General features: G+C 64.4%; 22 protein-coding genes and 1 pseudogene. 11 read left to right on the plus strand and 12 right to left on the minus strand.

Features of this window, described 5'->3' with window-relative positions:
• Nucleotide 1: 1 nt before the first annotated feature.
• Complete coding sequence (gene hslV, locus KUF59_RS00840; protein ID WP_212456377.1) at nucleotides 2–562, minus strand: ATP-dependent protease subunit HslV; 561 nt, start codon at nucleotides 560–562, stop codon at nucleotides 2–4.
• Between the two features lie 191 nt (nucleotides 563–753).
• Here hslV and hisB point away from each other — a divergent pair, with 191 nt between their 5' ends.
• The 9 genes from hisB (at nucleotide 754) to KUF59_RS00885 (ending at nucleotide 9846) form a co-directional block, all read left to right on the plus strand.
• A complete protein-coding gene (hisB, locus tag KUF59_RS00845; protein WP_212456376.1) occupies nucleotides 754–1347 on the plus strand; it encodes an imidazoleglycerol-phosphate dehydratase HisB in 594 nt (197 codons plus the stop codon).
• A 69-nt stretch (nucleotides 1348–1416) separates the two neighbouring features.
• A complete protein-coding gene (locus KUF59_RS00850) occupies nucleotides 1417–1947 on the plus strand; it encodes a DUF2628 domain-containing protein (protein ID WP_212456375.1) in 531 nt (176 codons plus the stop codon).
• Nucleotides 1944–2594, plus strand: coding sequence for an imidazole glycerol phosphate synthase subunit HisH (gene hisH, locus KUF59_RS00855; RefSeq protein WP_212456374.1), 651 nt, complete (start codon nucleotides 1944–1946; stop codon nucleotides 2592–2594). Before KUF59_RS00850 ends, hisH begins: the two co-directional genes overlap by 4 nt.
• Complete coding sequence (hisA, locus tag KUF59_RS00860; protein WP_212456373.1) at nucleotides 2591–3331, plus strand: 1-(5-phosphoribosyl)-5-[(5-phosphoribosylamino)methylideneamino]imidazole-4-carboxamide isomerase; 741 nt, start codon at nucleotides 2591–2593, stop codon at nucleotides 3329–3331. The genes hisH and hisA overlap by 4 nt, the downstream gene beginning before the upstream one ends.
• 10 nt (nucleotides 3332–3341) lie before the next feature.
• Nucleotides 3342–4118 (plus strand): imidazole glycerol phosphate synthase subunit HisF, encoded by a 777-nt coding sequence (gene hisF, locus KUF59_RS00865; protein ID WP_212456372.1) that lies wholly within the window; start codon nucleotides 3342–3344, stop codon nucleotides 4116–4118.
• 77 nt (nucleotides 4119–4195) lie between these two features.
• Complete coding sequence (locus KUF59_RS00870; RefSeq protein WP_212456371.1) at nucleotides 4196–4519, plus strand: phosphoribosyl-ATP diphosphatase; 324 nt, start codon at nucleotides 4196–4198, stop codon at nucleotides 4517–4519.
• Between the two features lie 27 nt (nucleotides 4520–4546).
• Nucleotides 4547–5503: a type I pantothenate kinase gene (gene coaA, locus KUF59_RS00875; RefSeq protein ID WP_212456370.1), complete on the plus strand. Its 957-nt coding sequence runs from the start codon at nucleotides 4547–4549 to the stop codon at nucleotides 5501–5503.
• A 497-nt stretch (nucleotides 5504–6000) separates the two neighbouring features.
• Nucleotides 6001–8946, plus strand: coding sequence for a cation-translocating P-type ATPase (locus KUF59_RS00880; RefSeq protein WP_212456369.1), 2946 nt, complete (start codon nucleotides 6001–6003; stop codon nucleotides 8944–8946).
• Nucleotides 8947–9006: 60 nt separating this feature from the next.
• Nucleotides 9007–9846: a cytidylate kinase family protein gene (locus tag KUF59_RS00885; RefSeq protein WP_212456368.1), complete on the plus strand. Its 840-nt coding sequence runs from the start codon at nucleotides 9007–9009 to the stop codon at nucleotides 9844–9846.
• 64 nt (nucleotides 9847–9910) lie between these two features.
• Here KUF59_RS00885 and KUF59_RS00890 read toward each other — a convergent pair whose 3' ends face one another.
• The 6 genes and pseudogenes from KUF59_RS00890 to KUF59_RS00915 all read right to left on the minus strand — a co-directional run bounded on the left by KUF59_RS00890 (nucleotide 9911) and on the right by KUF59_RS00915 (nucleotide 16151).
• Complete coding sequence (locus tag KUF59_RS00890; protein WP_212456367.1) at nucleotides 9911–12148, minus strand: PAS domain-containing hybrid sensor histidine kinase/response regulator; 2238 nt, start codon at nucleotides 12146–12148, stop codon at nucleotides 9911–9913.
• A 117-nt stretch (nucleotides 12149–12265) separates the two neighbouring features.
• Entirely contained in the window at nucleotides 12266–12751 is a 486-nt protein-coding gene (locus KUF59_RS00895) for a hypothetical protein (RefSeq protein ID WP_212456366.1), read from the minus strand.
• A gap of 100 nt (nucleotides 12752–12851) precedes the next feature.
• Complete coding sequence (locus tag KUF59_RS00900) at nucleotides 12852–12971, minus strand: magnesium chelatase subunit ChlI family protein (protein ID WP_258768086.1); 120 nt, start codon at nucleotides 12969–12971, stop codon at nucleotides 12852–12854.
• Nucleotides 12952–13131, minus strand: a pseudogene (locus KUF59_RS00905) (ATP-binding protein); the annotation flags it as partial. The gene KUF59_RS00900 and the pseudogene KUF59_RS00905, both read right to left, overlap by 20 nt.
• Before the next feature lie 320 nt (nucleotides 13132–13451).
• The gene (locus KUF59_RS00910; RefSeq protein ID WP_258768087.1) at nucleotides 13452–14273 is read right to left on the minus strand and encodes a phosphatase PAP2 family protein; all 822 of its coding nucleotides are present in this window, start codon (nucleotides 14271–14273) and stop codon (nucleotides 13452–13454) included.
• A gap of 339 nt (nucleotides 14274–14612) precedes the next feature.
• The gene (locus KUF59_RS00915; RefSeq protein ID WP_212456365.1) at nucleotides 14613–16151 is read right to left on the minus strand and encodes a YifB family Mg chelatase-like AAA ATPase; all 1539 of its coding nucleotides are present in this window, start codon (nucleotides 16149–16151) and stop codon (nucleotides 14613–14615) included.
• A 238-nt stretch (nucleotides 16152–16389) separates the two neighbouring features.
• On the opposite strand from KUF59_RS00915, the gene KUF59_RS00920 reads away from it, so the two are divergent.
• Nucleotides 16390–16635 carry a PilZ domain-containing protein gene (locus KUF59_RS00920; RefSeq protein ID WP_140980092.1) on the plus strand — a complete coding sequence of 82 codons (246 nt, stop codon included), beginning with the start codon at nucleotides 16390–16392 and terminating at the stop codon, nucleotides 16633–16635.
• A 73-nt stretch (nucleotides 16636–16708) separates the two neighbouring features.
• Nucleotides 16709–17506, plus strand: a complete 798-nt coding sequence (locus KUF59_RS00925; protein WP_212456364.1) for a tetratricopeptide repeat protein — start codon at nucleotides 16709–16711, stop codon at nucleotides 17504–17506.
• A 29-nt stretch (nucleotides 17507–17535) separates the two neighbouring features.
• Here KUF59_RS00925 and KUF59_RS00930 read toward each other — a convergent pair whose 3' ends face one another.
• The 5 genes from KUF59_RS00930 to KUF59_RS00950 form a co-directional block, all read right to left on the minus strand.
• Nucleotides 17536–18828 carry a CpaE/TadZ family protein gene (locus tag KUF59_RS00930; RefSeq protein ID WP_212456363.1) on the minus strand — a complete coding sequence of 431 codons (1293 nt, stop codon included), beginning with the start codon at nucleotides 18826–18828 and terminating at the stop codon, nucleotides 17536–17538.
• The gene (locus KUF59_RS00935) at nucleotides 18825–19559 is read right to left on the minus strand and encodes a CpaD family pilus assembly protein (RefSeq protein ID WP_212456362.1); all 735 of its coding nucleotides are present in this window, start codon (nucleotides 19557–19559) and stop codon (nucleotides 18825–18827) included. The genes KUF59_RS00930 and KUF59_RS00935 overlap by 4 nt, the downstream gene beginning before the upstream one ends.
• 32 nt (nucleotides 19560–19591) lie before the next feature.
• Nucleotides 19592–21040 (minus strand): type II and III secretion system protein family protein, encoded by a 1449-nt coding sequence (locus KUF59_RS00940; protein WP_249140071.1) that lies wholly within the window; start codon nucleotides 21038–21040, stop codon nucleotides 19592–19594.
• Nucleotides 21041–21126: 86 nt separating this feature from the next.
• Nucleotides 21127–21939 carry a Flp pilus assembly protein CpaB gene (cpaB, locus tag KUF59_RS00945; RefSeq protein ID WP_212456361.1) on the minus strand — a complete coding sequence of 271 codons (813 nt, stop codon included), beginning with the start codon at nucleotides 21937–21939 and terminating at the stop codon, nucleotides 21127–21129.
• 315 nt (nucleotides 21940–22254) lie between these two features.
• The gene (locus KUF59_RS00950; RefSeq protein ID WP_212456360.1) at nucleotides 22255–22632 is read right to left on the minus strand and encodes an Ig-like domain-containing protein; all 378 of its coding nucleotides are present in this window, start codon (nucleotides 22630–22632) and stop codon (nucleotides 22255–22257) included.
• Between the last annotated feature and the right edge of the window lies 1 nt (nucleotide 22633).

Here is a 22633-nt window from a genome sequence, read left to right on the forward strand (position 1 = left end):
CCTAGCCGCCCGACAGGCTCTCGATGGTCACGTTGCGGTTGGTGTAGACGCAGATGTCGGCGGCGATGTCGAGCGAGCGGCGGACGATGGTCTCGGCGTCCTTGTCGGTGTCGAGCAGGGCGCGTGCCGCGGCCAACGCGTAATTGCCGCCGGAGCCGATCGCCATCACGCCCGCCTCGGGCTCCAGCACGTCGCCGGTCCCGGTCAGGACCAGGGAGACGTCCTTGTCGGCCACGATCATCATGGCCTCCAGCCGCCGCAGGTAGCGATCGGTACGCCAGTCCTTGGCGAGCTCGACCGCGGCCCGGGTCAGTTGCCCCGGATATTGCTCGAGCTTGCTCTCCAGACGCTCGAACAGGGTGAAGGCGTCGGCGGTAGCGCCGGCAAAGCCGCCAATCACGTCGCCCTTGCCGAGTTTCCGGACCTTTTTGGCGTTGGACTTGATCACGGTCTGGCCGATCGAGACCTGGCCGTCGCCGCCGATCACCACCCGGCCGCCCTTGCGGACCGTCACAATGGTCGTGCCGTGCCAGACCGGCGAGCTGTTCTGGGAATCCTGCATGAAATACCTCGTTGTCCGGTCTGATCTAGGCGGTCCGGACCGGGGGCACAACGGGCGCTTTTGGGGCGATTCCGCTCACCATAGGCAGAAGTAGAGGCCCGCCCAGCCCATCCCGCAGTAGCGAAGGCAAGATTTGGCTGTTAAAAGACCGCCGTTTTCGGCTCAAAGCTAGAATGGAAGCCAGCTTTCCAATGCGCACCGCGACGATCAAGCGCAAGACCAAGGAGACCGACATCGAGGTATCCGTGAACCTCGATGGATCCGGCGTGTCCGATATCACGACCGGCATCGGCTTTTTCGACCATATGCTCGATCTCCTTGCCCGTCATTCCCGCATCGACCTCACGGTCAAGGCGGTGGGCGACCTGCACATTGATCATCACCATACGACCGAAGACACCGGCATTGCGCTCGGCCAGGCCGTGAAGCAGGCGCTCGGCAACATGGCGGGCATCACCCGCTATGCCAGCGTCCACATGCCCATGGACGAGACGCTGTCGCGCGTGGTCATCGACATTTCGGGCCGCCCGGTCCTGGTGTTCAAGGCCGACTTCCCGCGCGACAAGATCGGCGAGTTCGACACCGAGCTGGTGCGCGAGTGGTTTCAGGCCTTCGCCATGAATGCCGGCGTGACTCTCCACGTCGAGACCCTATATGGCGAGAACAGCCATCATATCGCCGAATCCTGCTTCAAGGGTCTGGCGCGGGCGCTGCGGACGGCCGTCGCCATCGATCCGCGTGCGGCGGGCGAAGTGCCGTCCACCAAGGGCTCGCTCGGCGGCTGACATCTCCGTCTCGCGGGCCAAACGGCACCGCCGGCGGGTTCATTGAATGATCGAGAACGGGGCATCTCCATGCCTGTCTATACAGTCCATGCTCCCTCCCCCCATGGGACGGATCTGCGCGCCGCCGAGAAGTTCGCCTTCGTGCGCGACGGCTTCCATTTCTGGGCGATGATCTATGGTCCGATCTGGCTGCTCTGGCACCGGCTGTGGCTGGCGCTGATCGGCTGGGTCATCTTCTTCGCCGCGCTTCAGGCCGGGCTCTCGAGCCTCGGTGTCGGCCCCACCTCGATCTTCTTCGTCGACATTATCCTGGCGCTGTTGATGGGGCTCGAGGCCGCAAGCCTGCGCCGCTGGACGCTGTCGCGCGGCAAGTGGCGCCAGCTCGACGTCGTGGTTGCCGATGACCGGGAAACCGCCGAGCGGCGTTTCTTCGAGCGCTGGGGCCAGAAGCAGCGCGGCATCGTCAACGATCAATGGGCGGTCGATCGCGGCGGGCCGCCGCCGACCCGCAACGTGCCGGGCGAAGCATTCTCAAACCCGCCGCCGCTGCCGTCCGGCGGCATTATCGGATTGTTTCCAGAACCGGGAGGGTCACGATGAGCGTTGCCATCATCGATTACGGTTCCGGCAATCTGCATTCCGCCGCAAAGGCCTTCGAACGCGCCGCGCGCAGCATGGAGGACGGGCAAAAGGTTTTCGTGACCAGCGATCCGGATCGCGCCTATAGCGCCGACCGCATCGTGCTGCCGGGCGTCGGCGCCTTCGCCGACTGCCGGCGCGGGCTGGATTCGGTCAACGGCATGGTCGAGGCGATCACCGAGGCCGTGCGGGTCAAGGCGCGGCCAATGTTTGGCATCTGCGTCGGCATGCAGCTGTTCGCAACCCGCGGCAAGGAGCATGTCATCACCGAGGGTCTGAACTGGATCGCCGGTGACGTCGAGAAGATCGCGCCGCGAGATGAGACCTTGAAAATCCCGCACATGGGCTGGAACACGCTCGACGTGCTGCGCGAGCACCCGGTGCTAGAGAAGCTGCCGCTCGGCCCCAAGGGCCAGCACGCCTACTTCGTGCACTCCTATCACCTCAACGCCGCCAACGAGGCGGACGTGCTGGCGCGCGCCGATTATGGCGGGCCGGTCACGGCCATCGTCGGCAAGGACACCGCCATCGGCACGCAGTTTCACCCCGAGAAAAGCCAGCGCTTTGGCCTGGCGCTGATCCAAAACTTTTTGAGATGGAAGCCGTGATCCTCTTCCCCGCCATCGATCTGAAGAACGGCCAGTGCGTGCGCCTGGAGCAAGGTGACATGGCGCGCGCCACCGTGTTCAACCTCGACCCCGCGGCGCAGGCGCAAAGTTTTGTCGCGCAGGGGTTTGAATATCTCCACGTCGTCGATCTCGACGGCGCCTTTGCCGGCAAGCCGGTCAATGCGCAGGCCGTCGAGGCCATGCTGAAGACGATCAAGATTCCGGTGCAGCTCGGCGGCGGCATTCGCGATCTCGCGACTGTCGAGGCCTGGCTGGCCAAGGGCATCACCCGCGTCATCATCGGCACTGCTGCCGTGCGCGATCCTGAATTGGTGAAGGTGGCTTCGAAAAAATTCCCCGGCCGCGTCGCCGTCGGGCTCGACGCCCGTGACGGCAAGGTCGCCGTCGAAGGCTGGGCCGAGACCTCAGAGGTCACCGTGCTGGAGATCGCGCAGCGGTTTGAGGATGCCGGCGTTGCCGCCATCATCTTCACCGACATCGCGCGGGACGGTTTGCTCAAGGGTCTCAATCTCGACGCGACGATTGCGCTCGCAGACGCCATCTCGATCCCAGTGATTGCCTCCGGCGGCCTCGCCTCGATCGAGGACGTGAAGGCGATGCTGACGCCGCGGGCCAAAAAGCTCGCCGGCGCGATTGCCGGCCGTGCGCTCTATGACGGCAGGCTCGATCCCTCGGCGGCCCTCACCCTGATCCGCAACGCGCGCGCCGCGGCCTAGGAGACCTCAGATGTTCAAGGTCCGCGTGATCCCCTGCCTCGACGTCAAGGACGGTCGGGTCGTCAAGGGCGTCAATTTCGTCGACCTGCGCGATGCCGGCGACCCCGTCGAGGCGGCGATCGCCTATGACGCCGCCGGCGCCGACGAGCTCACCTTCCTCGACATCACCGCGACCCACGAGAACCGCGGCATCATGCTGGACGTGGTCCGGCGCACGGCCGAAGCCTGCTTCATGCCGGTGACCGTCGGCGGCGGCGTCCGCACGGTTGACGACATCAAGACGCTGCTGCGCTCCGGCGCCGACAAGGTCTCGATCAACAGCGCCGCGGTGTCCCGGCGCGAGTTCGTCAAGGAAGCTGCCGAAAAATTCGGCGAGCAGTGCATCGTGGTCGCGATCGACGCCAAGCGGGTCAAGCGCCCCGGCGGCTCGGACCGCTGGGAGATCTTCACCCATGGCGGCCGCAACTCGACCGGCATAGACGCCATCGAATATGCCCAGGAAGTGGTCTCGCTCGGCGCTGGTGAAATCTTGCTCACCTCGATGGATCGCGACGGCACCAGGCAGGGCTTTGACATTCCGCTGACCCGGGCAATCGCCGACAGCGTTCCTGTGCCCGTGATCGCGTCCGGCGGCGTCGGCAATCTCGATCACTTGGTCGACGGTATCCGCGAGGGGCACGCCACCGCGGTTCTGGCGGCGTCGATCTTTCACTTCGGCGAATTTACCATCCGCGAAGCGAAGGAGCACATGGTCCGGCGCGGGCTGCCCATGCGGCTGGATGCATAACGACTCCCGATCATAAAAGTGCTACATCTTCAGGCGGGTACCGGTCGGTTGGCCGGAGCGTGAGTTGAGTATTTCGTATGCCGCGTTTCACGATCCACGATCTTGCCGAGACCATCGACGCCCGCGCGGCTGCCGGTGGAGAGGCGTCCTACACCCGCAAGCTGCTCGACAAGGGCGCGGAACATTGCGCCAAGAAGTTCGGCGAGGAAGCAGTCGAAACCGTAATCGCAGCAGTCGAAAACGATCGCGCGCATCTGATCGCCGAAAGCGCTGACCTGCTCTACCACTTCCTTGTCTTGTTGAAGTCCCGCGGCGTAAAGCTGGAAGAGGTCGAGGCAGCGCTGGACAAGCGCACGACCATGTCTGGGTTGGAAGAGAAGGCGTCGCGTAAAAGCGAGTAGCTGAGCTGGTAACGGAAAGGCGTCGTCATGGATATCCGCGCACCCGAGCAGCAATATAATCCATACCGCGTCTATACGCGCGATGAGTGGGCGCGGTTGCGCGACGACACGCCGATGACGCTGGAGCCGGGCGAGTTCGACCGCCTGCGTTCGCTGCACGATCGCCTCGACTTGAAGGAGGTCGAGGACATCTATCTGCCGCTGTCCCGTCTGCTCTCGATCTATGTCGATGCGATGCAGCGGCTGTACTACGCGGAGCGCCAGTTCCTCAACATTAGGGATCGCAAGGTCCCCTACATCATCGGCGTCGCCGGCTCGGTCGCGGTCGGAAAATCGACAACCGCTCGCGTGATCCAGGCCTTGCTGGCGCGCTGGTCGCCGCGGCCGAAGGTCGAGCTGATCACCACCGACGGATTCCTCTATCCAAACGCTGTGCTCGATCGCCAGGGCATCATGCAGAAGAAGGGTTTTCCCGAGAGCTACGATCTGCAGCTGCTGCTGAGCTTCCTCTCCGACATCAAATCCGGCCGTCGCAACGTGCGCGCGCCTGTCTATTCGCATCTGACCTACGACATCGTGCCGAACCAATGGGCCGAGATCGACCAGCCCGACATCCTGATCGTCGAAGGCGTCAACGTCCTGCAGACCGGCAAGCTGCCGCGTGACGGCAAGGCGGTGCCTGTCGTTTCCGACTTCTTCGATTTCTCGGTCTATATCGACGCCAACGAAGCCGCACTGCGGCAGTGGTACATCAAGCGCTTCCTGGCACTGCGCGATACCGCGTTCACCAATCCGAAGTCCTATTTCAACCGCTACGCACTGCTGTCGGACGAAGAAGCGATCGCGACCGCGACCGCGATCTGGGAGCGCACCAACCTCGCCAATCTCGAAGACAACATTTTGCCCACCCGCCCCCGCGCGACGCTGATCCTCAAGAAGGGCGCCGACCACACGGTGGAGAGCGTGGCGCTGCGGCGGCTGTAGCCTGTGGCCCTCTGATCCTTGCGCGGTTGGTTGGAGCGTGAAGGAGATATCTTTGCTTCTGCGTGTTTGCGGCCTATAGTGGGCATTACTTACCCGTCAAAGGGGAGTAGCCTCGCCACACGGTCGTCAGCACGAGATACTAATCTCCGGCCGTATGGGCAACGCGCTGAGCGTTGCGGCAAGACCTTTGCCAGGAACTGAAGTTGAAAGCCTTGCCAACGGGTTCATGCGTGCCCGTCGGCAGAGGATGATGCTTGGTTGTTACTGGACAGAGGTCGCCATGCGCAAAGCAATGGTGTCTGCGGCCGATACACAGCACATCCCCTGTGCTGCCGGACGCGCCCCGATGATCGAAGGTCATCGTGTGCCGGTTGTTCATACCGGCCGCCGCCGCACTTCTCGGACCAACCAGGCTCATCTCAGCCGATCTCAAACCCTCACTTCAGCTCCTGCACGTCACCCGAAGCACCGAAACCTCGTGCCGCACAGGAGCTCTCATGCTGCAAACCCGCGCGCAGCCCCGCCGGAAGAATGACGCTGAGCAGCCTGCGGCCGCGCTGGCCGTGGCCGACGAAAACATTCTGAAACCGGTTCACCGTGAACCGGTTGAAGCGGTACTTTCCGCGCTTGGATCCGATGCGACGCGCGGCTTGAGCAGCACCGAAGCGCAGTCGCGTCTGGACCGCTGTGGACCGAACCAACTCAAGAGCGCACCCGAAACACCCTGGTGGCGGCGGCTCGCCGAGCAGTTCGAGAATCTTCTCGTCATTATTTTGCTGGTTGCGACGGCGATTTCGGTAATCGAATGGCTGCTGCAGGATCCGCGCGAGACCCTTCTGCCATACGAGGCAATCGTTATCCTTGCGATTGTGGTGCTGAACGCCCTGCTCGGCTATTTGCAGGAAGCGCGCGCGGAGCGCTCGGTCCGAGCCTTGATGGCTCTTGCGGCTCCCGAATCGACGGCAATCCGCGATGGTGAGCGCCAGCGCGTTCCCGCCCACGACATCGTGCCCGGCGACATCGTGCTGGTGGAAGCCGGTGACAGGATTCCGGCAGACGCCAGGATCATCGAAAGCAGTAATCTGCACGTCGACGAGGCGACCCTGACCGGCGAGAGCGTGCCGGCTACCAAGATGGTGCAGCCCATCGACGGCGACGTGGGCCTTGGCGATCGCCGAAACATGCTGTTCGCGAGCACGGTGGCAACCTATGGCCGCGGCCGCGCCGTGGTCGTTGCGACGGGCATGAGGACCGAGGTCGGCCGCATCGCGGGACTCCTGGAAGCAGCCGAGCGGGAGCTGACCCCCCTACAGCAGGAGCTGGACCGCACCGGCAGGCGCCTCAGCGCGATCATGCTCGGAATCTGCGCGGTCGTATTCGCGACCGGATTGCTCAGCAGTCCGGTCCTGAATCTGAATGCGATACTGAGCCTGTTCTTGTTCGCCGTGGCGCTCGCGGTGGCCGCAATCCCGGAGGCATTACCGGCGATCGTTACGATCGGGCTGAGCCTCGGGGTGCGCCGCATGGCGGCCGCCCACGCCATCGTGCGAAAGCTTCCTGCCGTCGAGACACTCGGCGCGGCGACGGTGATCTGCTCCGACAAGACGGGCACCCTTACCCGGAATGAAATGACGGTGCGGGCGATCGTCACGGCCGGTGCGCGCGTCGAGGTCGGCGGCAGTGGCTACGTCCCGGACGGGGATTTCACAGCGGACGGAGCACCACTCGCCGAAGCTTCCCCCATTCGAGAAACCATCGTGCAAATGCTTCGTGCGGCAGCGCTCGCCAATGACGCAGTGCTGGTGCATGGAGAGGATCGCTGGCGTGTGCAGGGCGACCCGACCGAAGGCGCGCTCATCGTCGCGGCACGCAAGCTCGGCATCGACGAACCCGAGTTGGCGCGCTTTCCCCGGATCGCGGAAATCCCCTTCACGTCCGAGCGAAAGCGCCACACGACGGTGCATGTAGATCCCAATATTCCGGGCGAATTGCGCGTCTTCGTGAAAGGCGCGCCGGAGGTGCTGCTCGCGAAGTCCGACTTCATCTGGGAGGACGGCCAGTCCGTCGCGCTCGACGACGAGCGGCGCGTAGATCTGTCGTCGCGCAACGACACTCTCGCAGGCCAAGCGTTGCGCACGCTTGCCGTTGCCACCCGGACGGTTCCGGCTGCCGCTTTGGGTATCGACACGCAGGCGGCCGCGGCCGGTAAAAGTGGGTCAAGCATCGAACTCCCTGAAAGCATCGAGGACGATCTCCTGCTGCTCGGACTCGTCGGCTTGATCGACCCGCCGCGCGCAGAGGTGAAGGCCGCGGTCGCCGTGGCCAAACAGGCGCATATCCGCACCGTGATGATCACCGGCGATCACCCGGCGACTGCAGTGGCGATCGCCCGGGAGCTCGACATATTCGAACCTGGTGCGCGAACACTGACCGGCGTCGACCTGCGCACCATGAGCGATGCCGAGCTCGATGCAACCGTCGAACAGGTGCGGGTGTTCGCCCGCGTCGACCCCGAGCACAAGCTGCGCATCGTCTCCGCCCTGCAGCGCAAGGGCCACATCGTCGCCATGACCGGCGACGGGATCAACGATGCCCCCGCGCTCAAGACTGCCAGCATCGGCGTCGCCATGGGGATCACGGGCACTGACGTCTCGAAAGAGGCCGCCGATATGGTGCTGACGGACGACAACTTTGCAAGCATCGTGAAGGCGATCGAGGAAGGACGCGGGATCTACGACAACATCCAGAAGTACCTGATCTATCTGCTGTCGACGAATTCCGGCGAGCTGCTCACGATGTTTGCAGGCGTGATGATGGGCGGCCTGTTGGGCCTGGTATCCGCGGACGCCGGGCTATTCCTGCCGCTGCTCGCCGTCCAATTGCTGTGGATCAACCTGATTACAGACGGGCCGCCCGCGCTCGCGCTCGGCGTCGACCCGAAGGACCGCGACGTGATGATGCGACAGCCACGAAGGCGCGGCTCCGGTGTGCTGTTGACGGAAGACTGGATCCGTCTCGCCTGTGTCGGCGTGCTGATGATGTTCGGAACGCTCGTCGTGCTCGACGCCTACTATCCTGGTGGCCTGTTCACCGCTTTCGCAAGCGGCACGGCGCCGAACGTCGCTGACGAGGTGCACGCGCGCACCATGGCCTTTACCACACTCATGCTGTTCCAGCTCTTCGACGTTTACAACTGCCGGTCGCGCAGGCGCAGCGCCTTCGGTGGCCTGTTCGAAAACAAATGGCTGATTGTTGCCGTGGCGTTTTCGTTGCTCACCCACGTGCTGGTCATCTACGTGCCGGCCTTGCAGACGGCGTTCCATACGGTGGCGCTTTCGGCGCTCGACTGGCTGATTGCGACCGGCGTCGCGGCCACGCTGCTGATCGGCATGGAGCTGGCAAAGGTGGTGCTGCGCCGGAAACGACCAGATCCTTATGCCTAGACCGAATGACCATGGGAATGCGAGGCGGCGCGCAGATCGCCGAAACCGTAGGAGGAGAGCATGCCAGTCATTGCGATGACGCGCGAAATGGGGTCCGGTGGCAGGGAGGTCGCGCAACGCGTCGCCGACGAACTGCAGCTCACGCTTGTTCTCCATCACTTGGTCGAGCACGAGATCGCAGATCACCTGGAGTTGCGGGAAGATGCGGTCCATCATCTTCTGGAAGGCGGCGCCACACTGACGGAGCGATTGCAGGTCGGCAGCGGGCGCCTGGCACGTTATACGGCCGAGGAAATCCTCGAGCTGGCGAACCGGGGAAACGTTCTAATTCGCGGGTGGGGCGCATGTCTGGTTCTGCGCGAGGTGCCGCACGTGGTCCGCGTGCGCGTCTGCGCGCCCATGGACGTCCGCGAGCGAACGGTGATGCAGCGACAGGGCATCAAGGACAGGCAGACTGCTCGACGGGAAATAGAACGCAACGACGCTACTCACAAACGCATCCTGCGAAACGTCTATGGCGTCGACCGCGAGGAGGCCCTGCTCTACGATCTGATGTTGAATACCGAGCGTTGCTCGATCGAGACATCTACGAAGCTCGTTTGCGATCTCGCCGATAGGACAGAGTTTCGCGAAACCAATGCCTCCCGGGCGATCCTCAACGACAAGACACTCGAGGCGCACATCCGAATCAAACTTCGCGAACGCTTTGGTACAGGCCTGGGCGCGATGGGCGTCACCGGCATCGAGGCCACCGCCCACAATGGCAAGATCGTATTGAGGGGGACGGCCATCCACGGCGTGCTGGTCGACGATGCCAGCAAGCTCGCGAGTGCGGTCCCGGGCGTGAAGGAAGTCGAGAACCAAATGGTCATCGTCCACGGACCGCGAGCTTTTACCTAGGTTGTCTGTTGCGGATGACCGTGCTGCGCAGACGCACCCTGCGTGCGGTTCGACTGCGGCGAGGCTACGCCACGAGATGCCGGGACGCCGCGAGCGTCGCCAATGCCTCTTCCAGCTTCTCGCGATCGAGCGGCTTGATCAAAAACCCATCCATGCCGGCTTCGAAGCAGGCATAGCGGTCCTCGACCAGCGTATTGGCGGTCAGCGCCAGGATCGGCGTGCGGCGGCCGGGCTCGCCTGCTTCACGCGCACGGATGCGTTTGGCCGCTTCGATACCGTCGAGCTGCGGCATCTGAATGTCCATCAGCACGAGATCGTAGGGCGTGCCGGCAGACCTTGCGGCGAGCCAGGACTCCAGCGCGGCCTCGCCGTGGGTTGCGATCACGACACGATGGCCGAGCTTGGTCAGCAGCGATCGCATCAACAACGCGTTGATCTCATTATCCTCGGCGACCAGGATCGACAGGCCTTTTGACGTCGCGGCCGTGGACGCTTCCTTCGTCTCGCGCGGCGGCTCCGGTGCCAGATCGGGCGAAGTGACCTCCGGCGTCAGCGACAGCCGTGCGGCGAGCGAGGCCGCACGCAGCGGCTTCACGAGGAAGCCGGTGAGGCCGGACGAAAGCTGTTGCTCGTGCCGCGTCGCCGGCGTCAGGAGCACCAGCCGCTGCGGCACATGCGCGCGCGCCGTTTCGCTGAGCCGCGCAACGCAATCTGCGCCGAGCGCGCGATCGACCAGCATCGCGTGCCAGGACCGCTCCGGCAGCAGCGTCTCGGCAACGGCGGCATCCGAGACCATGCAGGTCTGGCCGCCCCAGCGCTCCAGCCGGTGCGCAATCAACGAGGCCTCGATGCCGTCTGCGATCAGCAGGATCGATTTGCCGTTGAGATCGGGGCTCGGGAAGGCCGTCTGCCCGGCCTTTGCGTCGGAGGCGAGCAGCGGGATCGAGACCTCGAAGGTCGAGCCCCTGCCCTGCTCGCTCTCCAGCGTGATCCGTCCGCCCATGCGCTTGACGATACGCTCGCTGATCGCGAGCCCGAGGCCGGTGCCGCCATAAGTCCGCGCCACGCGCTCATCGGCCTGCTCGAATTCGCGGAAGATGCGCGATTGCGCCTCCGGCGCGATGCCGATCCCGGTGTCGCGCACCAGAAAGCTGATCTCGTTCGGCCAGATGCCGGGCTCGACGATCAGGGCGACGCCGCCGGTCGAGGTGAACTTGATCGCATTGCCGGCGAGATTGAGCAGCACCTGGCGCAGCCGCGCGGCGTCGCCGACGACTTCGAGCGGCAGGCGCTCGTCGACATAGGCCGCGATCTCGAGGTTTTTCGCTTGCGCGCGCGGCGCCAGCAGTTCGGTGATCTCCTCGATCAGGGTCGACAGCGCGAAGGCACGCTGTTCGAGGTCGAGCTTGCCGGCCTCGATCTTCGAGTAATCGAGCAATTCCTCGATCAGCGCCATCAGCGCGTCGCCCGACGTCTTCACCGCCCTGGCGTAAGTCCCCTGCTCCGGCGTCAACGTGGTGTCGAGCAAAAGGCCGCTCATACCGATGATGCCGTTGAGCGGCGTGCGGATCTCGTGGCTCGCCATCGCGAGGAAGCGGGATTTGGCGCGATTGGCGGCATCCGCCTGGTCGCGCGCTTCCGACAGCGCGCGCTCGCTCTCGGTGCGATCGGTGACGTCGCGGCCGACGCTCTGCAGTTCGGCCGGTTGGCCGGCATCTAACCGTACCAGGCCCTCGCGCCAGGCGATCCAGCGCGAGCCGAGCGGCGTTGCGATCTTCTGGTCGTGAATGCGCGTGCCGTTGCTTTCGCGCGCGCTCTCGCCCTGCTCCAGCACGTCGAAATTGAAGCGCGTGCCGACCAGCGCGCCGCGCGTCTGGCCTGCGAGCGCGCAATAGGCGTCGTTGGCAAAGGTGATGCGGCCGTGGGTGTCGCGCAGCACGATCAGGTCGCCCTGCGATTCGAACAGGCTGCGCGCGCGCTCCTCGGCTTCCTTCAGCTCCCAATTGCGGTCGACCAGCGCCTCATTATGGACGGCGAGCGTGCGCAGGCGCTTGTTGACGAAGCGCAGTCGCATGCTGAGCGTCGCGAGCCCGAGGCAGGCGAGGGCGAACAGGAAACTGGCGCCGACCGCAAAGGCGTTGGGGTCGTAACCGGAATTCTCAGCCCGGCTTGCGGTGATGAAGCCATAGGCGGCGCCAAAGGTCGCCGAGAAGATCAGGAAGGAGCGAATCGCGAACGAGATTTTGGGGTAGCGGCGCCTGAAGCGGCGCATGCGCACTTTGATCCGGAACGCCCGACCCATCGCCAAAGACCCCGATGCTGCCCTGAATTGAATGCTCGCCTTGACTGACGATGTGTCGTTCGACCTTGCGAAGAGTTTGAGGTTTTGCGGCCCCTTACGAACAGGGTTAACGGAACGTTAACGCGTCAAAACAGGAAGCTGGAGCGAGGCGGCCTGCATGCGGCGGTGGCCGCCGATGGCGCCGACGATCAGCGCCGCGGCATCGCGCGGCGAGAACGTCTTCGAACGCACATAGATGCGATAGTCGGCCGCTCCTTTCTGGGAGAGATAGATCACCGGGCCATCGGCGCTCGGCCATCCCGAGATCGCAATCGTGCGCGTCGTCGCGTGGCCCTGACAGGCGCCGGTCTCCGAGGTCGAGGTGTCGTCGACCAGGGCAAAGTCCGCGGCATCGGCATCGTCGGTGAGCTGCACCCGCACCGTGGCGCGGCTGGGATCGTCGGTGAAGCCGACATGCAGGTCGGCGCCCCAGGGAACCGAAGCGAGCTCGACCGCTGTCTCGCCGAAGGCAATGCAGGGATGCGATGTCGACCCGACCTCACCGCGCAACACCGCGGCCGCCAGAAGGGGAACGACCGAAGCCAAGATCTTGAAACGCAACATGACACTCTACTCGCCAAAGCCGGACCGACAGGGCCCGTGCGCTTATGGTTTGCAGAGCGTAAAGGAAACTCGTTACCGCCGGGTTGATGCCCGGGGATCGTCACGCCAACTGGCGCACATCCTCTGCGAGTGCCCGGTAGGACAGGGCTTCGGCCAGATGCAGCCGGCCGATCGTCCCAGTGCCGTCGAGGTCGGCGAGCGTGCGTGCCACCCGCAGCACGCGGTGATAGCCGCGCGCCGCCTTCGATCTCGCCAGCGACGGAGGCGATCATCGAGACTTCGAGGAGCTCGCCGGGCGACAGCGGCGGCAGGATCGAGGGCAGGCGTGCCGCCAGCATCGACTTTCCGGCGCCGGGCGCGCCGATCATCAGCAGATGATTTCGTCAATGGGAATAGTCAGTTTGGGGCTATCCGGGGAACGATGGGGCCCCGGGACTGCACCGGGCCCCTTTGGCCCCGGGCTCAAAACAGTCGGTTCAAGGGTCGATCACCGCCAGGGGTGCACACACGGCGGACGCCCAGCGCTAACCCAAGGCTTACAACTCCAACTTCAGCACACCGGCTCAGGCGCAAGGCGACAGGCTGAGCCGCGAACCCGCACTTGACGCCTTGCACACCCTGCAGAGCATTCTAACGCGCAGGCGTCACCGTCGTGCATTTGCCTGATAACGGCGGGCCTAGTGGCGTTTTTCTGCCATGGCTAACCTGCCAGTTGCACAAGAATTTTTCCGAGTGACTGCAAGCTAAGAAACAAATCGGACGCCTCAATCAAAAACATGAGCACAAGTGCATGGACAATATACATGCGATGCTCAAACAGGATCAGCGTGCGCTCAAACAGCGTCCGCAGGTAGGTGCTGAAGAGAAGAACGCATGCCAGTCCCCAGACTAGAGAGCCAACGATGTCGGTCGGATAGTGCCACGCAAAGATGACCCGCGGCACTGCTACGACCACGGCGACCCAGACAAGGCAGAACAGCCCGACCAATCGATTTTCTAAGAAGATCACTGTAGCGAGGGCAAAAAACAGTGTCGAGGTGTCGCTGGGAAACGAGTTTCTACGATCCCAATCCCAACTTGGCGCGGCGAAATTCAAAGGAATGGCTGGGTCCAAAAGTGGACGTGTATGGGTGGCAAGATGGAACTGCATCCAGACCGAGAGGACCGTCGCCACACAGGTCGCAAGGAACCCGGCCAGCATCCGGCTGCGTCGTTCTCTGCTGTCGTCGGCGAACCACAACGCGCCGAGCGAAAAGAAGACCGGAAATCCCCTGAACAACGAATTGTTGGCAAGCTGCCACACGTACTGGTGACTTGCGGCGAACGAGTTGAGCCACAGTAGGAGGTCCCGATCCCAAATGCCGCCAATCGCTTGGCTGAACCTCGCGGAGAAAATCAGAAAACCGAAGACCGCGGCGGCGGCGATGATTAGCGCGGGCACCGCCTTTTTAGTGATTCCGTCCGCCGAGACCATCGAGCCTGTAGATGTCCCGGCCGGTTGCTTTGCGAGCTTCTCAATCACGGATCAACCTTTGCTCAGGTTAACCCTGAAAATGCTTGGTAGAAATTAAATCTTAGGAGCAGGTGATTTTTTCAATGGCAAATCACATGCGCTGCTGCATGCCGCGCGGTGAAGCTATGCTCTCTTTGGGTCCCATATCGACCCATGGGACCCTTTTTGGCGCGTTCGCTGAAGCGATTTCAGTTCCTCGACTTAAAGGGCTGCCGCCTCCGCTGCCCAGTGTATTGGCGCCTGCGATGATCGATATTCTGCGTGCACACGCGCCTGCTCACTTCGTAACGGCAACTGTGTTGCGAACTGTGGCGCCGAAGGAAGTGGTTAGCGATTCCGATCGCCAGCTCACGCCAACTGGCGCACATCCTCTGCGAGTGCCCGGTAGGACAGGGCTTCGGCGAGATGCAGCCGGCCGATCTTCTCAGTGCCGTCGAGGTCGGCGAGTGTGCGCGCCACCCGCAGCACGCGGTGATAGCCGCGCGCCGACAGCCGCATGCTCTCGGCCGCATCGCGCAGCAGTTTTGCGCCTTGCGCATCGGGCTTTGCGATCTCTTCGAGCACGGACGCCGGCGCCTCGGCATTGGTGCGGATCTGCGGCAGGCCGGCAGCCTGATAGCGCGCGAGCTGGACGTCGCGCGCCGCCGCCACGCGCGCGGCGACCTCAGCAGAACCTTCCGCCGCCGGCGGCAGGATCAGATCGGCCGCCGTCACGGCGGGCACCTCGATGCGCAGATCGATGCGATCCATCAGCGGGCCCGAGATGCGCGCCTGATAATCCGACGTGCAGCGATCGATACGGCCGCGCTTGCAGGCATAGCCGGGCTCGAACGCATTGCCGCAGCGGCAGGGATTCATCGCCGCGACCAGCATGAAGCGGGCAGGGTAGGTGACGCGGTGATTGGCGCGGGAGACCGAGACCTCGCCGTTCTCCAGCGGCTGGCGCAAGGAGTCCAGCACGCGCGGATCGAACTCCGGCAATTCGTCGAGGAACAGCACGCCCTGATGCGCGAGCGAGATCTCGCCGGGTTTTGCGCGTGCGCCGCCGCCGGTCAGCGCCGCCATGCTCGCGGAATGATGCGGTGAGCGGAACGGCCGCTGCGCGGTCAGCGCGCCGCCTTCGATCTCGCCGGCCACGGAGGCGATCATCGAGACTTCGAGCAGCTCGGCCGGCGACAGCGGCGGCAGGATCGAGGGCAGGCGGGCCGCCAGCATAGACTTGCCGGCGCCCGGTGCGCCGATCATCAGCAAATGATGCCCGCCGGCGGCCGCGATCTCGAGCGCGCGCTTGGCGCTCTCCTGGCCCTTGATGTCACGCAGGTCGAGCGAAGAGGCCGACGCCTCGTGCACCTTCGGCGCTGGCCGCGACAGCACCTGCGTGCCCTTGAAATGGTTGGCGATCTGGATCAGCGAACTTGCCGCGACGATCTGGATGTCCGGGCTCGCCCAGGCCGCCTCCGAGCCGCAGGAAGCGGGACAGATCAACCCTTCCTCGCGCGCATTGGCCCCGATCGCGGCCGGCAGCACGCCCGCGACAGGCGCGATCGAGCCGTCGAGCCCGAGCTCGCCAAGCACCGTAAAACCCGTGAGCGCGTCCGGCGGCATCGCCCCGATCGCGGCCATCAGGCCGAGCGCGATCGGCAGGTCGTAATGGCTGCCTTCCTTGGGCAGATCGGCCGGGGCCAGATTGACGATGATGCGCCGGGCGGGCAGCGCGAGCCCTGAGGCGATCAGCGCCGAGCGGACCCGCTCCCGCGCCTCCGACACCGCCTTGTCCGGCAGGCCGACGATGATGAAGGCCGGCAGGCCAGGCGCGACCTGGACCTGCACGTCGACCGCGCGGGCCTCGATTCCCTCAAAAGCGACGGTAGAAACGCGCTGAACCATTCAGCCCCCTGGTGCAATCAAGGGTAGCGGAGTTGGGTTGCTTTGGCAAGAACATTACGGGAACATTGTCGTGGCGCCCGGCAAGTCCTAACGGAAAGTAAAGCGGATGCGGACATTAAGCCTCGATTAAGCGTCGACTACGCCTCGAATGCCGCCGGTTCTGCTCAGCACATCCCAACACATGTCCGCTACAGATGAAGGTGCGGGATGGGCCGTGTTCTAACAGCGAATGGTCGAAATGCTTGCAAATCGCCGGAGAAGCGAACGTCGGGTGTGCAGCCGGCTCGCCAAGATTCATTTTGGGGCGGGCTCGTTGCCGCGCGATTGCACGGTCACCGATATTTCGGACGGGGGCGTGAAAGTGGTGGCGGAGTTTCTTGAGGTGCCGCCGCAATTCACGATCATCTTTGCGCCCGATTACAGCCGGCAATGCCGTCTGCGCTGGCGCATCGGCTGCGAATTCGGTGCTGAATTCACCGATTGAGGCGCTCCTTAACGGGAATTTAGCGTTAATAGGGAAGCATCTCTGATCAGTCGCCGACAGTAGATCAGAGTATATGTCCCAGCGTTTGTTCCGTTCGTCTTCCCCGGCGAGAGTTTTACTGCCCGCGCTCCTGGTGCTGGGTCTGTGCGGCTGCCAGACCGCCGGGTTAGAGGACGTCACCGGCGCGCTGGGCAGCAAACCGGAAAAGTCGCGGGCGGCTGAGGCCAGAGCCGAGGCCAGATCTGAGGCTAGGTCCGATCTCGATGGCTTGCGTGAACGCTATCGCGCCAAGCAGGGCGATCCCGAGATCGCGCTCGCCTATGGCAAGGCGCTGCGCGACACCGGCCAGCGCTCGCAGGCGGTCGCCGTGCTCGAGCAGGCCGTGCTCGGCCATTCCGGCAACAGGGCGCTGCTTGCAGCCTACGGCCGCGCGCTCGCCGACAACGGCAATTTCCAGCAAGCCTTCGACGTGCTGACCAAGGCACATTCGCCCGAGGATCCCGACTGGCACATCCTGTCCGCTCAGGGCGCTGTGCTGGATCAGATGGGACGCAACGAGGAAGCGCAGCAATACTATGCCAGCGCGCTGAAGATCAGGCCCGACGAGCCGTCGGTGCTGTCGAACCTCGGCCTGTCCTACGTGCTGCAGAACAACCTGCCCAAGGCCGAACAGACGCTAGGCCGCGCCTATCAGCGCAATCCGAGCGATGCGCGGGTCCGTGCCAATCTCGCGCTCGTACTGGGACTGCAGGGCCGTCAGGCCGAGGCCGAAATCCTCGTGAAGGCGGATCTACCCCCTGACGAAGCCGCGGCCAAGGTCAACGCACTGCGCGAGATGCTGTCGAAGAAGCAGCAGCGGGCAGACAAATAATCTGCCGCACATCTTTCATGAAATGAAGCTTACGACGCTTTGCGATGCGGCGCGCTCTCGCGCCGTGCGGTCCTGGCCTTCAGCTTCTTCAGGAGCGGACCGAGCAGCGAGCGCTTCGGCTTCCTCACCTCGCCGCGTCCGGCGAGCCGGTTGGCGATGTCCTGGAACGTCTCGGTGATGCGGTGGCTCTTGGAGATCTCCGCGATCATCTGGCCGTTATTGGCCGCCGTCGAGAACAGCTTTGAATCGAACGGAATCACCGCGATCGGCTGGCTCTCCATGGTCTTGGCAAAGGCCTTGACCTCGATCTCCTGGCGCTTGTGCATGCCGACCTGGTTGATGCAATAGAGCGGCGGGCGGTCGTTGGGCCGCGCGGCCTTCAGCACGCCGAGCATGTTCTTGGTGTTGCGCAGATTCGCGAGATCGGGCTCCGCCACGATCAAGATGTCGTCGGCGCTGACCAGCGCGCGCCGCGTCCATGCCGACCATTGATGGGGCACGTCGAGCACGATGCAGGGCGTCGTCATGCGCAGCGTGTCGAACACGGCGTCGAACGCTTCGGCGCCGAAATCATAGACGCGGTCGAGCGTCGCGGGCGCCGCGAGCAGACTGAGGCGATCGGTGCATTTGGCGAGCAGGCGCTCCAGCAGCGCGGTGTCCGGCCGATCCTGCGACAGCACGGCATTGGCGATGCCTTGCAGCGGATCCTGGTTGTAGTCGAGGCCGGCGGTGCCGAAGGCGAGGTCGAGATCGATCACGACCGAATCGAGCGAGAGGTCGCGCGCGATCGTCCAGGCGACATTGTGCGCGACGGTCGACGAGCCGACGCCGCCCTTGGCGCCGACCACTGCGATGACGCGGCCCGTGATGATGGCCTCAGAGGCTGAGAACAGGCTGCAGATCGAGCGCACCACGTCGATGGTCTCGACCGGCCCGACCACATAGTCGTTGACGCCGCGGCGCACCAGCTCGCGATAGGGCGCCGTGTCGTTGGGATTGCCGATCACGACCACGCGCGTGCCCGGATCGCAGACGCCGGCGAGATCGTCGAGGCCTTCGAGGATGTCGCGCGTGCCGTCGGATTCGATCACGATGACGTTCGGCGTCGGCATCGTCTCATAGGCTTCGATCGCCGCGGCAAGGCCGCCGTCCTTGGCGGTCAGATGCGCCTTGGCAAGGCGACGATCCTCGCCGGCCGCCGTGATGGCGGCGAGCGTTTTTTCAGTCTCGCAATAGGCCTGCACCGAAATGCGCGGGACCGGCGCGATGTGTTCCTCGGGGTGCCTGATATCGTCGGCTTCTTCGTCGTGGCCGCTCATCATTTGCCTGTGTCGCTGAGTTTGGCCTTGTCGGCTTCGGGATAGGTGGTCGTGGTGGAGACGCCCTTGCGGTACTTGTCGTAGGCGATGGAACGCCGCGCGGTGTAGGCCGGCGTTTCAGCCCGCGGCTGCTCGAGATCGGCGGGGTTGTCGATCATCGCGGCGAGATTGCGCTGCGAGGCACAGCCGAGATTGAAGTAGGGTCGGTTCTCGTTGTAGCCGGGGTCGAGGATCGACGGACCCATGTCCTCGGGCCATAGCCCGCAGGGACCGGCCACCGCGGCGATCCTGGAATAGCTGAGCCGAATGGTCGGCAGCAGGCCGGGATCCTCGGGTCGATAGGGGCGCTGGACGACCGCGCGGGACGGCACGCCGCCGGCGGCGAGTACCGAGCGGATTTCACGATAGGCCGATGCGGCAGCACGCGCGTTCGCTGTATCGACGGGCACGTCGACGATGACGGACCCGGTGCCTTCGCGGACCCAATCGCGTGCGATGCCCGTGACGTCGGCGTGCTGCGCCGCCGACAGGCCGCCGCGCGACTGGCCGACGAAGATCACGATCGAGCGCTTGGCTTCCTGCACCGCGATCGGGTGGCGCAGGCGATAATCGGTCGGCACCGACTGGGTGACGACCTCCTCGGTGTAGGTGCAGGCGCCAAGCGCGACGGAGAGCCCCATCAGCACGCCGGCGAGGCGCAATCTGTTGCGGTAATCGACCGGTCGATTCGTCATCGCTTCATCCCCCTCGTGTTGAAGCTTCGTTCTCAGTCGATGATGAAGCCGAAATCGCCCTGGACCCCGGTCACGGGATCGACGCGACGTGAGGCAAGGCCGTAAAGGCGATTGATGCGGCCGAGCAGGGCCGACTGCGCATCGGAGGCCGGCGCGAACCCGTCATCGGGACGCGACAGCTCCTTCTGCGCCACCGCGCGCACGACATAGGGCGTGACGATCACCATCAGCTCGGTCTCGTTGTTCACATAGTCCTGGCTGCGGAATAGCGCGCCGAGGATCGGGATCTGGTCGACGCCGGGAAGTCCGTTGATCGCCTGCCGCGTCTGCTGCTGAATCAGGCCGGCCATCGCCATCGAGCCGCCGGAGGGAATCTCCAGCGTGGTCTCGGCGCGGCGGGTCTGGATCGACGGGATGGTGATCGAGTTGGTCGAGCTCGCGCTGATCGCCTGCGACACCGTGATCGAGTGCTGGTTCGACAGCTCCGACACTTCGGTCATCACGCGCAGGCTGATGCGGCCTTCGCTGAGCACCACCGGCGTGAAGTTGAGCGAGATGCCGAACTTCTTGAACGAGATCTGCGTGGTACAGACGTGGGTGGTGGGATCGCAGGAATAGCCTGCCGGAATCGGGAATTCGCCGCCCGCGATGAAGGTCGCGGCTTCGCCAGAGATCGCGGTCAGGTTCGGCTCGGCCAGCGTCCTCACCACGCCCGCGCTTTCCATCGCGCGCATCGTCGCGGTCACCGTCGGCAGGCCCTTGGCGACAGCGGACGCGGTCAGCGCGTTGCCGGCCACCAGCGGCACGCCGGACGCCGTGAACGGGTTGGAGTTGTTGAAATTCACCACCGCCGTGCCGGCATTCATGCTGGCAGAGAGGTCGATGCCCATCTGCTTGACGATGTCGCGCCGAACCTCGGCAACGACCACCTTCAGCATCACCTGGTCGCGGCCACGCACGATGATGTTGTTGACGACCTTGTCGGCACCGCCGACGAGCTTTGCCGCGACGTCCCCGGCCTGCTGCGCCTCGACCGGGCTCGATACAGAGCCGGTCAGCATCACGCTGTCGCCGACGCCCTCGATCTGAATGCCCGGCAGCGACTGCCGGAGTGCGGCGCGCACGCCGTTGAGATCGCGCTTCACCGCGATGTCGTAGGAGGCGACCTGCTGGCCGTCGGCGCCGAAGAACACGACGTTGGTCTGTCCGACCGCGCCGCCGATGATGTAGGCGCGCTGCGCCGAGCGGATCACGGCATTGGCGACCTTGGGATCGGCCACCAGCACGTCCTTGACGTCGCGCGGCAGGTCGATGACGACGGATTTGCCGACGCCGAGCGCGAGGAAGCGCGTCCGCACCGACGCAGTGGTCGAAACGGGTGAGAGGCCGAGATCAGTCGCCTGCGCCGGCGTCTGTTCGCCGACGCTTGCTTCGGCACCGATCGCCGCCGGCGATCCGGCGACGACACCGAGCATCAGCATGGCCCCCGTCCACAATGAGCGCGCGCGATCCCCCCGGATCCGCATCGCGCCCTGATGTCCCCCAGTCTTCATCTCAACTATCCCCATCACTTCTGTGACGACATGCTCTGAATGCCGTAACGGACGACATTCACGCTCGCCCCGCGCTTGGCGGGTTGCTCGTCAGAATTCTTGTCGGTTGCGTTGGCGTCGACGATGCTGCGCAGCGCCAGCGCCAGGCTGCCGGACTGCCGCGCACGGGTGAGCGTCTCCGCCTGCTCGGGCTTCAATTCCAGCGTCACCGTCTTGCCGATGACGGCGTTCTGGCCTTCCTTCTCCTTTGGCGCCTGGTCGATCGCGAGGACGCGGATGTTCGACAGGATGACCTCGGAGGAGACCAGCTCAGGGGCATTGCTTCCATTGGCGGCATTCTGCCCGGTGTTCTTCTCACGGCGGGTCAAAATGACGTCGACGCGGTCGTTCGGCAGGATGAAGCCGCCGGCGCCGGTCTCCGCGGAAATTTCGGTCGAGATCGCCCGCATACCGGTCGGCAGGATCGCGGCCATGAAGCCGGAGCCTTCCGCCTTCACGAGCTTCTGCTCGCGGATCGGCTCGCCCTGCATCAAGGGCGTGCGCGCGATCGAGCCGGCGATCTGGGTTGCCGCATCGGGCCTGCCGTCGCGGCGGATGAAGGCGCCGCTCGCGGCCGTCGCCGGCCAGGGCTGCCAGAGCAGATCCTCGGGCTTGACGAGCTGGCCGAGGCCGATGTCGTTCTTTGCGACCAGCACGTCGACCGTCGGCAGCTTCTCGACGACCGGAGCGGGCACAGCGGGCTTGTTCTCGTAACTGCTGGCGAGATAGGCGGCGACGCCGCCGGCGCCGAGCGCAATGACGAGAACGACGATGCGTGCGGTATTCATACGCTTGCTACTCTCAACGCGGGTACGCGAACCGCACGAACGTGGCGGGTTCCCCCGTCACGATGAGTAGGCCAGTAAAAGTATAAGGGATGTTGCAGGCCCGAATGTGATGGGCGGTCACGCAGCGGGTTTTGGCCGCATGGTGAACGGAGCGTTATTCGGAAAGCGATAAGTCAGTAGATTTACGCACGCTAGGGATGCGGGGCGCCGCGTCATGGTGAACGCATGGTTAGCTTGTCGTCGCTCCAACGCAAAATTGCTTCGCAATTTTGTCGCGGGCTTCTCGCAATGACGACGCCGCAATACTTCGTCCGTCTACGACACCGTCATGCTGTAGACGATGTTGGCACAGCCCTCGGTGTTGCGCTCCTTGCCGCAAACGCGAAGCGTGAAGGAGTCCGGACCGGTGTAGCCCTTCGGTGCCGTGTAAGTGTAGGTGCCGCCTTCGTGGAGCTGGATCTTGCCGCGGGCGGGCGCGCTCACCAGCCAGAGGCGCTTGAACACCGTGGTGCCGCCGGCCTTGTAGCTGCCGGTGCAGCTCTTGCCCTGTCCGATCGCACCGTAGGCGTTCCACGGTCCCTCGGACGTGACGTGGAAACGATAATTGGCGACGCAGGCGGCGCTGGCGGCCGACTGGCTGGCGAGCAGGATGCCGGCGGCAAGCACGAAGTGCGGGATGGATCGCAAGGCCACG

This window comes from Bradyrhizobium arachidis, from assembly GCF_024758505.1.
In the GTDB taxonomy this organism is placed as follows: Bacteria; Pseudomonadota; Alphaproteobacteria; order Rhizobiales; family Xanthobacteraceae; genus Bradyrhizobium; species Bradyrhizobium manausense_C.

Bases quoted from the DNA above. Each gene is read 5' to 3' on its own strand.
- hslV (WP_212456377.1), bottom strand. From the start codon at position 562: ATGCAGGATTCCCAGAACAGCTCGCCGGTCTGGCACGGCACGACCATT.
- hisB (WP_212456376.1), top strand. From the start codon at position 754: ATGCGCACCGCGACGATCAAGCGCAAGACCAAGGAGACCGACATCGAG.
- KUF59_RS00850 (WP_212456375.1), top strand. From the start codon at position 1,417: ATGCCTGTCTATACAGTCCATGCTCCCTCCCCCCATGGGACGGATCTG.
- hisH (WP_212456374.1), top strand. From the start codon at position 1,944: ATGAGCGTTGCCATCATCGATTACGGTTCCGGCAATCTGCATTCCGCC.
- hisF (WP_212456372.1), top strand. From the start codon at position 3,342: ATGTTCAAGGTCCGCGTGATCCCCTGCCTCGACGTCAAGGACGGTCGG.
- KUF59_RS00870 (WP_212456371.1), top strand. From the start codon at position 4,196: ATGCCGCGTTTCACGATCCACGATCTTGCCGAGACCATCGACGCCCGC.
- coaA (WP_212456370.1), top strand. From the start codon at position 4,547: ATGGATATCCGCGCACCCGAGCAGCAATATAATCCATACCGCGTCTAT.
- KUF59_RS00880 (WP_212456369.1), top strand. From the start codon at position 6,001: ATGCTGCAAACCCGCGCGCAGCCCCGCCGGAAGAATGACGCTGAGCAG.
- KUF59_RS00885 (WP_212456368.1), top strand. From the start codon at position 9,007: ATGCCAGTCATTGCGATGACGCGCGAAATGGGGTCCGGTGGCAGGGAG.
- KUF59_RS00890 (WP_212456367.1), bottom strand. From the start codon at position 12,148: ATGGGTCGGGCGTTCCGGATCAAAGTGCGCATGCGCCGCTTCAGGCGC.
- KUF59_RS00895 (WP_212456366.1), bottom strand. From the start codon at position 12,751: ATGTTGCGTTTCAAGATCTTGGCTTCGGTCGTTCCCCTTCTGGCGGCC.
- KUF59_RS00915 (WP_212456365.1), bottom strand. From the start codon at position 16,151: ATGGTTCAGCGCGTTTCTACCGTCGCTTTTGAGGGAATCGAGGCCCGC.
- KUF59_RS00920 (WP_140980092.1), top strand. From the start codon at position 16,390: ATGCTTGCAAATCGCCGGAGAAGCGAACGTCGGGTGTGCAGCCGGCTC.
- KUF59_RS00925 (WP_212456364.1), top strand. From the start codon at position 16,709: ATGTCCCAGCGTTTGTTCCGTTCGTCTTCCCCGGCGAGAGTTTTACTG.
- KUF59_RS00930 (WP_212456363.1), bottom strand. From the start codon at position 18,828: ATGATGAGCGGCCACGACGAAGAAGCCGACGATATCAGGCACCCCGAG.
- KUF59_RS00935 (WP_212456362.1), bottom strand. From the start codon at position 19,559: ATGACGAATCGACCGGTCGATTACCGCAACAGATTGCGCCTCGCCGGC.
- KUF59_RS00940 (WP_249140071.1), bottom strand. From the start codon at position 21,040: ATGCTGATGCTCGGTGTCGTCGCCGGATCGCCGGCGGCGATCGGTGCC.
- cpaB (WP_212456361.1), bottom strand. From the start codon at position 21,939: ATGAATACCGCACGCATCGTCGTTCTCGTCATTGCGCTCGGCGCCGGC.